General features: G+C 65.7%; 12 protein-coding genes. 6 read left to right on the top strand and 6 right to left on the bottom strand.

Annotated features, from left to right (window positions below; genetic code table 11):
* The 4 genes from E3O19_RS14195 to E3O19_RS14180 all read left to right on the top strand — a co-directional run.
* The coding region (locus tag E3O19_RS14195) for a DDE-type integrase/transposase/recombinase (RefSeq protein WP_134568617.1) at positions 1-632 on the top strand (632 nt) is incomplete at its 5' end.
* Between the two features lie 22 nt (positions 633-654).
* A complete protein-coding gene (locus E3O19_RS14190) occupies positions 655-843 on the top strand; it encodes a sigma factor-like helix-turn-helix DNA-binding protein (RefSeq protein ID WP_166804585.1) in 189 nt (62 codons plus the stop codon).
* 610 nt (positions 844-1453) lie between these two features.
* Positions 1454-1657, top strand: coding sequence for a ribbon-helix-helix domain-containing protein (locus tag E3O19_RS14185; protein ID WP_174776944.1), 204 nt, complete (start codon positions 1454-1456; stop codon positions 1655-1657).
* Positions 1654-2031, top strand: coding sequence for a type II toxin-antitoxin system death-on-curing family toxin (locus E3O19_RS14180; protein WP_134568613.1), 378 nt, complete (start codon positions 1654-1656; stop codon positions 2029-2031). Before E3O19_RS14185 ends, E3O19_RS14180 begins: the two co-directional genes overlap by 4 nt.
* A 231-nt stretch (positions 2032-2262) precedes the next feature.
* Here E3O19_RS14180 and E3O19_RS14175 read toward each other — a convergent pair whose 3' ends face one another.
* From E3O19_RS14175 to E3O19_RS18135, 3 genes are all read right to left on the bottom strand, one after another.
* Entirely contained in the window at positions 2263-2760 is a 498-nt protein-coding gene (locus tag E3O19_RS14175) for a GNAT family N-acetyltransferase (RefSeq protein ID WP_338145106.1), read from the bottom strand.
* Between the two features lie 130 nt (positions 2761-2890).
* Positions 2891-3676 carry a (S)-acetoin forming diacetyl reductase gene (locus E3O19_RS14170; protein WP_134568611.1) on the bottom strand — a complete coding sequence of 262 codons (786 nt, stop codon included), beginning with the start codon at positions 3674-3676 and terminating at the stop codon, positions 2891-2893.
* Positions 3677-4301: 625 nt separating this feature from the next.
* Positions 4302-4646: a hypothetical protein gene (locus E3O19_RS18135; protein WP_198413923.1), complete on the bottom strand. Its 345-nt coding sequence runs from the start codon at positions 4644-4646 to the stop codon at positions 4302-4304.
* 580 nt (positions 4647-5226) lie between these two features.
* Here E3O19_RS18135 and E3O19_RS14160 point away from each other — a divergent pair.
* Together E3O19_RS14160 and adhP are read left to right on the top strand one after the other, a co-directional pair.
* Positions 5227-5628 carry a hypothetical protein gene (locus E3O19_RS14160; RefSeq protein WP_134568609.1) on the top strand — a complete coding sequence of 134 codons (402 nt, stop codon included), beginning with the start codon at positions 5227-5229 and terminating at the stop codon, positions 5626-5628.
* Positions 5629-5740: 112 nt separating this feature from the next.
* Positions 5741-6751: an alcohol dehydrogenase AdhP gene (gene adhP / locus E3O19_RS14155; protein WP_134568633.1), complete on the top strand. Its 1011-nt coding sequence runs from the start codon at positions 5741-5743 to the stop codon at positions 6749-6751.
* A gap of 72 nt (positions 6752-6823) precedes the next feature.
* Here adhP and E3O19_RS14150 read toward each other — a convergent pair whose 3' ends face one another.
* The 3 genes from E3O19_RS14150 to E3O19_RS14140 all read right to left on the bottom strand — a co-directional run bounded on the left by E3O19_RS14150 (position 6824) and on the right by E3O19_RS14140 (position 11409).
* Complete coding sequence (locus E3O19_RS14150; protein WP_338145105.1) at positions 6824-9004, bottom strand: alpha-galactosidase; 2181 nt, start codon at positions 9002-9004, stop codon at positions 6824-6826.
* A 124-nt stretch (positions 9005-9128) separates the two neighbouring features.
* Entirely contained in the window at positions 9129-10454 is a 1326-nt protein-coding gene (locus E3O19_RS14145; RefSeq protein WP_134568607.1) for an extracellular solute-binding protein, read from the bottom strand.
* Positions 10455-10548: 94 nt separating this feature from the next.
* The gene (locus E3O19_RS14140; protein WP_420898621.1) at positions 10549-11409 is read right to left on the bottom strand and encodes a carbohydrate ABC transporter permease; all 861 of its coding nucleotides are present in this window, start codon (positions 11407-11409) and stop codon (positions 10549-10551) included.
* Positions 11410-11459 lie beyond the last annotated feature (50 nt).

Raw genomic sequence — 11459 nt, 5'->3', positions numbered from 1 at the left:
GCTGGGACATTACAAAATTGCCCGGCCCCATCAAAGGCACCTGGTTCGATTGCTACGTGATGATCGATATCTTCTCCCGCTATATCGTCGGCGCCCACGTCCACGCCTCTGAGTCCGGCGAGTTGGCGGTGGCGATGATGAAGGAGATCTTCGCCATCCACGGCACCCCGCACGTCGTCCATGCCGACCGAGGCACCTCGATGACGTCGAAGACCGTCGCCGCGTTGTTGTCCGACTTGGAGGTCACTAAATCGCATTCTCGGCCTCGGGTCAGTAACGATAATCCCTTCAGCGAGGGCTGGTTCAAGACCCTCAAATTCGCCCCCGTGTTTCCCGAAAACTTCAACTCGGTGGGTGAGGCACGCGCGTTCATGGCCGACTTCGTCGAGAACTACAACCACGCGCACCGGCATACCGGCATCGGGCTGAATACCCCAGCCGACGTCCACTACGGCCTCGCGGCGGGCAAAGCTATCGAACGCTCCGCGACCCTGGCCGCGGCCCGCGCCCAGAACCCGGAGCGATTCAGCACGACTCAGGACCCCAAAATCCTCACCCTGCACGACACCGTCTGGATCAACAAACCAGCAGAACAAGACGAGGTCCAACCCGTGACGAAACTAGCCGCCTAAACTCCCACTGGCCTCATTCGCCTTGACAAATTCCGTAGCCGCCCTGGCTGCCCTTTCCCCGCGGGATCAGGAGCTGGTCACCCTCATCGTGTGGGAGGGGTTCAGCATCACTGAGGCGGCCACCGTAATCGGAATCCGGGCCGACGCCGCCCGTGCACGCTACTCCCGGGCCCGCCGCAGCCTCCGGGCCTGTCTCGGCGAATGGGCCTAACGGTATTGCCACTCACAACGAGGCGATCTGAGAAGCACGGGTCGCGGTCCGGTAGGAGAAAATCCAGACGTAGCACGAGGGCCACGGCGGCATCGGGTCGTACTGTGGCTGGATGCCCGAGCAGCCGCGCGTCGTTCTCCGACGAACCGAGGTCTCACCATGTGCAGCGCCAGAGGCTAAGCAGTTCGATCAAGGCAAGCGAACGGCACCGAGAGCTCGGCTCCAATCTTGAACGCCGAACAGAGCACGGCCTCTCCCGCAACACTCGGAACGACTGAAGTGAAGGCTTCTCGAGCGTTCGTCGTGTTCGGCATCGTCCTCGGTTTACTGGTCGCACCGCACAGTTGTGCGCACGCTTTACCCTGATTGCCGCGCCGCCTCGGCACTGCTGACGGTGCCGTCACTTTCGATGAGTCTCACTTGGAGTGGGCCGGACACGCAACCCACACCGGCGGATCCTTGCCCGACTACCGCATCGCACGACCAATTAGGCCACGCGAGTGACTGAGATCAGACTTCACTCGTGATCGGGCGCTCACAGACCGAGCCGCAACCGGAACCTCCACTGGGGCGCTGTGGCCATCGGTGTCACCGGTGATACCATGTATGCATGCCAATGACCTTGCGCTTGACTGATGCTGAGGCGGACGCCCTGCGTCGACGTGCCGATTATGAGTCCCGATCCATGCAGGACGTCGTCAAGCAGGCGGTGCGAGAATACGTCGAGAATCACAGTCGCCAGGACCTCCTGAGCAGTGTTCTCGACGAGCAACTCCCGCGCTACGCCGAAGCGCTTGACCGTCTCGGAAAGTGATCTATCTCACCTACGCGGATCTCCTCTACGTTGGGCAGCGAGCCCTTGGAGCAGACATGCCGGTTCGGGATCAGGGACTGCTTGAGTCAGCGCTTGCCCGTCCACGCGCGAGCGCGTTCGGAGGAGACGCCTACGGGAGTCTCAATGAGAAGGTCGCGGCACTGACGCATTCCTTGGCCCGCAACCACGGACTGATTGACGGCAACAAGCGGCTGAGTCTCGCTGCCTTGATCGCCTTCCTCGGTCTGAACGGACGACGGTTGACCTGGTCCAATGATGATGCTTACGAGTTCGTCATGGATGTGGCTTCCGGGCGCCTTGATGACGTTTCCGATATCGCTGACCGAATTGCGCTAGGCAGCGAAGAGGGCTGAACGACGCGGCCGCCTCGCCAAGCGGAAAGGTCAAACGGTGCCGTCGCACGCTCACTTCGCCTCCACACGCGCCGTGAAGCATGGCACCGAGGGGTACCGTTGGTGCATTCAAAACCGTCATCGTCTTGCACTTTAGGAGAAATGAGGCGTCTCGTTTCCGCGATCCCTGCTACTCAGCGATGGCAAACAGTCGTGCGGGATTCCTCTCGTCGAGCGATGAGCCCCGGGTACTCAGGAGTTTGGCTTGTCGAGGCGTTCCATCCACGTTTCGGGTAGGTCCAATTGGGCGAACCCGAACTTGGAATACAGGCCGTGCGCATCGTCGGTCGAGAGAGCGATGCGCCGGAGACCTAACGGTCGGCAGTCTTCCACGATTCCGGCGATGAGCACCGCCCCGACACCGTGGCCGCGAACTTCAGGATCAACGAAAACATCGCAGAGCCACGCAAAGGTGACCCCATCAGTGACCATCCGCGCATAGGCAACCTGCTTGTTCGATGCGGTGTCATAGACACCAAAGTTACGCGAGCCATCTATTGCTGCATCCTGCCTGGAACGGGAGCGTCCGGGAGCCCAATAGGACTGTTCGCTTATCCAGCGATGGACCCGGTCCCGGTCAATCTCCGCGCCATCCGCCGAAAAACGATATTGAGCAGTCATGACTTCATCTAACCGTTCAGGGAAAGCATTCACTGACCAACTGGCCACCATCCCGGGAATACGATCCATGGGTTCCAAGACGATAGCAGTCCGCTGTCACGCGGTTACTCCATGCGGGTCTATCCCGGCACCGCTATTCAGCTTCCCGTTCGACCTGCCGCTCTACAGCCGGAGGTCAAACCCGACTCGTTTGATGCTGTCAGTTGAAGACCATTCCGCCGTCGACCAGGATCGACTGTCCGGTGATGTAGTTCGAGTCGGGACCCGACAGGAACGATACAACGCCCGCCACATCAGAGGCTTCGGACAAGCGCTCCAGGGCGATGCCCTGGGTGAACTGTTCCCACCCCCACTCCTCCGGCTGACCAGCCAGAGCCGCCGTCTTCTGCGCCAGCTCCTCCATGAGCGGGGTTTTAACGATGCCGGGCGCGTAGGTGTTGACCGTGATTCCGTACTTCGCCAGATCTCTGGCCGCTGACTGGGACAGCCCGCGGATGGCAAACTTCGTGGCCGAGTACAGTGCGATTCCGGGGTTTCCCTCGTGGCCCGCCTGAGACGCCGCACTGATGATCTTTCCACCATGCCCAAGCGCCTTGAATGCCTTCGTGGCGGCCTGAATGCCCCACACAACGCCGTTAAAATTGATGGAGAAGATCTTCGCGATGCTCTCAGTGGTGATCTCATCAAGAGGAGACTGCGGGGCAATTCCCGCGTTGTTGATGATGACATCGAAGCCACCCAGCTCTGCAACAGCCTGATCCACTGCACCAAACACGCTGTCCCGGTCAGCTACATTGACGTACAACGCTATTGCCCCGCCGTTTTTGCCGCCCAGCTTCTCGGCAACCCTGCCCGCAGTCTCGAGGTTCAGGTCAGCGATCGCTACCCTGAAGCCATCAGCGTGAAGCCGCTCGGCAACAGCCTGCCCGATGCCCTGCCCTCCACCGGTAATGAGTGCCACTTTGCCATTTTCTGTACGTGCCATTGTTCCAGCTCCTACATTTATTTCCGTGTAATCTGCGTGTGTCACTTTCACCGTACGCTCATCGTGGCAGCCCTGCGGCGGTGAAAATTATGCGCTCCACTGATCACACGCAGGTTCAGGACCATCGCGATCCGGTCGGCGATGAGCTAGCGTGCGTTGGTGATCATTTGGCTCAACGGTCCCTTGACCGCAGGAAAAACCGCGGTGGCCCAGGCTTTGTTGCGAGAGCGCGATCACATGGTCGGGTTCGACACGGAACAGCCCGGGTCGCATCCCCGCCGCCGAATGGCGCCGCTCGAGGCGCGGTGACTACGACTCGGCGCTCCCCTGGTTGCGAACTCAAACCTGTGTGATTGATACCACGACCGTTCCCGTCGATCGGGTAGCCCAGCACGTGATAGAGGTTCGGAACTCAGTACGGTCCACACCAGGCGATGGCCGATCCCACCCCTTGTTGTCCGTCACGTTGAATGACGATGAGGCGTCATGCTGGTTGACGATGAGTTTGGGGGGGGGTGTGGTCGGCACGGTGACGTGGTGGTCGTCAGCGGTGATGGCGGGGATTGTCGTGGTCGTCACGATGACTGTGGTTTTCGGGCACGCGGGAGCGCCCGGGCGCGGGATCTCAGGTGCGCAAGGGTGGGGGCAGGAGCCGGCCGCGGGTGAACATGCCGATCAGCGACCGCACTGGCAGCGAGGAATCCCAACGCTGCTGACAGGCCAGCGCCGCGCCGGCGAGGAGCTTCAGTGCGTCCCCGAGCGGAGTCGGCCAGACCAGGTCGCGGCTCAGGATGTCAGGATCGGCACGGTACGCGTGCTGCACGCCCTGTTCCTGCAACCAGTCGGCGTGGTGTGGTTCCCGTGCCCGACGCAGCCAGCGGCGCATCGTGGAGACTGGGCGGCCCAGCTGGGCCGCGATCGTGCGGTGCCCATCGCCGCGGGCCTTCGCCGCCAGGGCCGTGCCAATCACCTCGGCCGCGTCCGCCCGCCGCAGAACCAGCGCTGCGGGCAGCAGCCTGTGTGTGGCTGCGCACTCCGGGCAACGGGCACGGCGGGGCCGCCGTGACCGGTGCTTCGTCGAGGCTGTGCACCCTGCGGATGCGGCCATACCCGTGCGGGCGTAACGCCCCGGGACAGCCGGGACAGCCCAGCTGCCCCGCGTCGAGGAGGGCCTCGGCCTGCTCCAGCGAGGCGACGACGATCATCGCGTCCGGCTCCATTCTGCTGCCACACGGTCATGCCGGTAACTCTTGACCACCACACCCGGCCGGGGAAGGGGCCACCTCGTGGTGAGGGTGTGGCGGTCGCCGTCACCGTGCCGACCAGGTCCACCAGGCCGACCAGGCCGGCCAGGCCGGCCAGGATCCTCATGACGATCACGGCCCAGGCGTTCGTCCGCGACCATCGCTGCTCGTCACGATGACGCCGCCGATATCGACACCCCCATCGTCACCCACCGCGACGCACAACCCCGGCCTCATCGTCATCCACGGAGACGCACAACACCCCTCCTCGGATTAAATCCGGGCGAGCCGCACACGCGGTCCACAGTGCAACGTATCGAATACGCCCGGCCACTCACCACGGGGGCTCCCGAGGCCTGGCCACCGAACGCGGGCACGACGCCCGTTCACGACGAGGGTGATGCCCCCGGCCCCGGCACGACTGCGGTGGGCGCGGGTGCCGACGAGGCGGACTTGCGCCGGGCGGGCAGGCATCCGTCACCCTGGGCCAGGGCCAGACCGGCCGCCACCAGCGCCGGTACACCCTGGGCGAGCGGGGGCGGCCCGCGCTCGATGGTGGCGTCTCCGCATGCACGCGGTAGCGTGAGCAGACGTAGCAGCGGCGCCGACCGGGTGAGTTCACCTCGGGTGGCGCCGCGCGTCTTCGACCACGACGCCCACCGCGCCCGCAACGTTGCACGCAAGCTCGCGCAACGCACCACGACCTAGCCTCGGACCACGGACGATGACGTTCGTACTAGGGAGTGAAGCAATGACATTGACTGAAACGACCACCCGCGAAGCCGGCCGTGAGACGCCGGACACAATCACCGCCACGACCATGCAGGCGGCCGTGGTCCGGACCTTCGGCCATGACCTGGCGATCGAGGATGTCCCGATCCCCACGCCCGGGCACGGCCAGGCCCTCGTGAAACTCATCAGCACCGGCGTCTGCCACACCGACTTGCACGCGGTCGAGGGCGACTGGCCGGTCAAGCCAAGCCCACCGTTCATCCCCGGCCACGAAGGCGTCGGCAGGGTCGTGGCCCTCGGTGAAGGTGTCACCGACCTCGCCGTGGGCGACGTCGTCGGCAACGCCTGGCTCTGGTCGGCGTGTGGCAGCTGCGAGTACTGCCAGACCGGCTGGGAAACCCTGTGCGAGCAACAGGAGAACGGCGGCTACAGCGTGGACGGGTCGTTCGGCCAGTACATGCTGGTCGACGCTCGCTTCGCCGTGCGCATCCCGGAGGGCATGGACCTCGTCGCCGTCGCCCCGGTGCTCTGCGCGGGCGTCACGGTCTACAAAGGCCTGAAGATGACCGAGGCCAAACCGGGCCAGTGGGTCGTCATCTCCGGCATCGGCGGGCTCGGCCACTTGGCCGTGCAGTACGCGAAGGCGATGGGTCTCCGGGTCGTCGCCGTGGACGTTGCCGACGACAAGCTCGCCCTGGCCCGCCTGCACGGAGCGGAACTGACCGTGAACGCGATGAACGAGGACCCGATCGAGGTCATTCAGCGGGAGACCGGCGGGGCCCACGCCGTGCTCGTCACGGCCGTGCACCCGCGGGCGTTCGCGCATGCGATCGGCGAGGTGCGCCGCGGTGGCACGATTGTGTTCAACGGTCTTCCGCCGGGCGACTTTCCCGCGCCGATCTTCGACATCGTGCTCAAGGGGCTGACCATCCGAGGGTCGATTGTGGGCACCCGCAAGGACATGGCCGAGGCGCTGGACTTCTTCACCCGCGGCCTGATCCATCCGACCGTAACCACCCGCGGCCTCGACGAGATCAATACGGTCTTCGAAGAGATGAAGCACGGCAAGATCGACGGCCGTGTGGTGATCACCTACTGACCGGCGGTCAGCGTGAGCGGCGCCGTCCGGGTGGGTTTCCCCGGACGGCGCCGCTCTGCTCGTGGGGCGCGGCTACGGCAGCGCCGGCACCATATCGATCGAGTAGAGCGCTGCCTGCTCCGGGGAGAGCAGCGGCGCGGGCAGCCCGACGGTTTCGAGCACCGAGCCGGGTAGGGTGATGCCGCCCGCGCCGAGCCAGCCGGGCGGGGCATCCTGCACCGTGCGCGGAGTGGCGCCCAGCTCGAGCGGTGCCACCCGGTAACTCCGCTCGGGGTCGAGGCCGGGGAAACGGAGGGGCGCGGGCAGGGCTGCACGCGGGGCGGCCAGGGCCACATAGGCGAATACGGCCGAGGCGCGGTCGGCCGACACGACACCGTGCAGTTCGAGCGCCGGGTCGCTCGGGTCGGCCCGTACGACGGTACCCGAGTGAAGCAGGGGCCGGAGCGCCTTGTATCTGGCCGCCCATTCCGCGATCGAGTCGAGCTCGACCTCACTCGCGTGGGTCAGGTCCCATTCGATGCCGGCACTGCCGAACAGCGCGGTGGCGAGCCGGAAGGCGAGGGCTGCGGTGCGCCCGGTGGTGTGCGCGGTCGCCGCGCCGAGGTGGCCGCCGAGATATTCCGGCGGCACGAGCACGCCCGTGTAACGCTGGATCAACTGCCGTTCAAGCGGGTCGTTGGTGTCGCTGGTCCAGACCCGATCGACCCGTTCGAGGATGCCGAGGTCGATCCTCGCGCCACCAGACGCGCAGGACTCGATCTCCACTGCGGGGTGCGCGGCCCGCACGGCGTCGATCAGCCGGTAGAGGGCCGTCGTCTGACGGTGCGCCGATCCGGCCAGCAGGTCGCGGTTGTGGTCCCACTTCAGATAGCTGATCGGATATTCGGTGAGCAGATCCCCCAGCCGCGCGAGCAGCCAGGCGAAGGCATCCGGGTTGTCGAGGTCGAGCACCCGCTGGAACCGCCACGTCGGCGACCCCTCGGGGCCGAGCACCCAGTCCGGATGCTGCCTGGCCAGGTCCGAGTCCGGGCTCACCATCTCGGGTTCCACCCAGAGGCCGAAGTCGAGCCCCGCACCCCGCACGTGGCTGATCAGCGGGTGCAGCCCGTCGGGCCAGGTGGCCGCGTCGACGAACCAGTCGCCGAGCGCGCGCCGGTCGTCGGATCGGCCGGTGAACCAGCCGTCGTCGAGGACGAACCGTTCGACGCCGACCCGTGCCGCCACGTCGGCGAGGCGGGTCAGGGCGGGCAGGTCATGGTCGAAGTAGACCGCCTCCCAGGTGTTGAGCACGACCGATCGCGGCCGGAGGGCCCGGCCGCCGGGAGCCTCGGCGGCCCGGAGTGTCGACCAGGAACGAATCCACGGATGCAGCCTGGCCGACAGCCCGTCGAGCCCGTCAGCCGAATACACGGCCACTGTCCAGGGCGAGGAGTAGCTCTCCTCGGGGGCCAGGCTCAGCTCGCCGGGAGCGAGCAGCTCGCCGCTGCCGAGCGTTGCCGCGCCCAGCGGACTCCTCTCGGCCCAGGTGCGCTTGTCGCCGCTCCAGGCCAGGTGGGTGGCCCAGACCTCGCCGGCGCGGAACCCGAACCCTGGGGTTCCGGCGACGGTCAGGAAGGCGTCGTCGTGGCCGGGGCGACCGTGCCGTGACTCGCGGCTCCAGACGCCCTGACCGAGGATGCTGCGCTGCGGTCTGCGCTCATGGCTCCACAGCCCCGTGAAATCGAGCAGTTCCGCGGCGCGGTCGGGCACCGGCAGGGTGACGTCGAGTGAGCCGAGTTCGAAGCTGGACCCGCCGGTGTTGGTGAGGGTGTGCCGCAGGCGCAGCACACCCTGCACAGAGAGTTCGAGGTCGGTTCGGAGGCTGAGGCCGGCGGAGGCATCCGTCAGCAGGATGGCGACGGAAAGCGGGCCGACCGGACGCACCTGAGTGAGGCGGAAATCGAGGGGGGGCGTGCCGTTACCGACGCGGAATCCGGTGATTCCGGGGCGGCCGCTCCAGCCCTCGCTGTGCGTGGGAAGCAGAGACAGACGGAGCGGGATGTCAACCGAGCTCGGCGGGATGGCCGGCACCGCCGAATCGGCCAGCAAGACCAGGTCGACGGCGCAGAGCGTCCCCAGATCGCCGCCCCAGTGCACGACGACGGGTACGCCCGGGCCGCGGGCATCCAGCACAAGGCTGGTGCCCGCGGCACGCAGGTGGTGGACCATCGTCGGGGCACCCGACGCGGCTTCGGTCCGGGCAGGGGAACTCACGTGATCTGCTGCTAACTGGTTGTCATTGCGCGAACGGATGGAACGGATGAAACACGTGAGACGAAGCGGGGTGACCGGCCGCGAGGACCGGCCACCCGATGACCGACTGGGTGTCGTTCGGCTCCTACTTGTTGACCGGGATCGACTGCGCCGACATGGCCGCGATCGTGTTGGCCTGGCCGACCTTCAACGCCTCGGCGAGGGTTCCCTTGCCGCTGACCGCAGCCTTGAAACCGTCAGAGACATCGTTGTAGGTCTGGGTCATGGTCGGGCCCCAAACGAAGTCCGGGGAGACCTGGGCGGATGCGATTGCGAACTCGTCGTAGATCGCCTGGTCGCCGTAGAACGGCACGCCGGCCTTGAGAGCAGGCAGGTCGAGGCCGGACTTGGCCGCCGGGTAGAGGTTGGCGGACTTGTTCAGCATCGTGAGCGCCTCGTCGGAGGTGTTCAGCCACAGGGCGAACTTCGCGGCCTCGTAGGGGTGCTTGGAACCCTTGAAAACGGCGGTCGACGAACCACCCCAGTTGCCGCTGGCCTTGTCGCCGGCCTTCCACTGCGGGGACTGGGCCACGGCCCACTTGCCCGCGGTGTCCGGGGCGCCGCTGGCGATGGAGTTGGCACCCCAGGCTGCGGAGTTCCAGGTCCAGTCGCTGCCGGAGTTGTAGGCGTTGTTCCACTCATCGGTCCACGGCGGGTTCGTCGACACGAGGTCCCGGTCGATCAGGTCCTGCCAGTAGGCGGCGACCTTGGTTGTGGTCGGGTCGGTCAGGTCGACGGTCCACTTGTCGCCGTCGCTCTTGAACCACTTTCCGCCGGCCTGCCAGACGAACCCGGCGAACTGGTTGATGTCGCTCTGGGAGAAGTTGGTGATGTACCCGCCGGTGGCGCGCACCTTCTCCGCCGCGGTGGCGAATTCGGCCCAGGTGGTCGGAATCGCGATGTTGTGCGCCTTGAACAGATCGGCACGGTAGAACATGGCCATGGGGCCGGCGTCCTGCGGGATGGCGTAGACCGACTTGTCCTCGCCGAAGTTGACCTGTCCCCAGGTCCAGTCGACGAAGTCGCTCTTCGCGGCGAGCACGCCGTCGCACGCGGCCAGGTCGGTCAGGCCGTCCTGCACCCGGAAGTTCGGCAGCGCGTCGTATTCGATCTGGCCCAGGTCCGGCGCGTTGCCGGCCTTGAGCTGGTTGAAGAAGTTCTGGTAGGTGCCGCCGTTGCCGTTCGGGCCGGTCTGCACCTTGACCTGGACGTCAGGGTTGGCCTTGTTCCACACCGCGACGGTGTCTTCCATACCGGGAATCCAGGTGGTGAAGGTCAGGTTGACCTTGCCCTTGGATGGGGCGCAGGCTGCGGCATCGGTGCCGGTGGAACCGGAGGTGGCACAGCCCGTGAGGGCAACGGTGGCCGCCGTGAGCAAGGCGACGGCGACTGCTCTTTTCTTCATTCGCATTATGTTCTTCTTTTCTCTTGGGGAGGGAATCCGCCTGGTCTGTCCAAACGGATGGTGCTGTGGTGCGGGTGATGCGGGAGGTGCGGTTTGGGGGCTACTTGACCGAACCGGCGCTGAGGCCGTTCCGCCAGAAGCGCTGGAGGAGAAGGAAGATGATGATCAGCGGGATGATCGACAACAGGGCGCCGATCAGCACGTAGTCGCGCAACACGGGGATCTGGTTCACCTGCGAGTTCCAGGCATAGAGGCCGAGCGTGACCGGGAACAGAGTCTCGTCCCGGAGCATGATCAGCGGCAGGAAGAAGTTGTTCCAGATGGCGACGAACTGAAACAGGAATACCGTGACCAGGGCGGGCACCATCATCCGCACCGAGACGGTGAAGAACGTGCGCACCTCGCCGGCGCCGTCGAGGCGGGCGGCCTCGATCAGCTCGTCCGGCACACTGGCCGATGCGTAGATCCGGGCCAGGTAGACCCCAAACGGGCTGACCAGGCTCGGCAGGAACACCGACCAGAACGTGTTGGTGAGGCTGATCTGGGAGAAGATCAGGAACAGGGGCAGCGCGAGTGCCGTGGCGGGCACGAGCACCCCGCCGAGCACGACATTGAAGATGAGTTCGCGGCCCGGGAAGCGGTACTTGGCGAGGGCGTAACCGCACATTCCGGCGATGATGGTGCCGATGGCCGCGCCGCCGCCGGCGTAGAGGGCGCTGTTGAGGAGCCACTTGAGGTAGACGCCGTCGCGGTATGCGACCAGGTTGCCGATGTTCTCAAACAGGGAGAAGTCGGCGAACCAGAGCGGGTTGGTGGTGTTGAACTGGGAACGATTCTTCGACGCCGCCACCAGCAGCCACCAGATCGGCACCAGGAAGTAGAGGGTGAAGACGCCCATCACGATCAGGGCGCCGCCACGGGCGAGGGGACTCTCGCGCTGCGCGCGCGGTGCCTGCGGCATCTTCGACTGGGCCGGGCGGATGCCTCGCTTCTGCTCTGCGGGGGCGGGAC

It is taken from the genome of Cryobacterium algoritolerans (genome assembly GCF_004402785.1).
Lineage (GTDB): Bacteria > Actinomycetota > Actinomycetes > Actinomycetales > Microbacteriaceae > Cryobacterium > Cryobacterium algoritolerans.
Note: the sequence above shows the minus strand (reverse complement) of the source record. Positions and strands in the feature narration are given on the sequence as shown.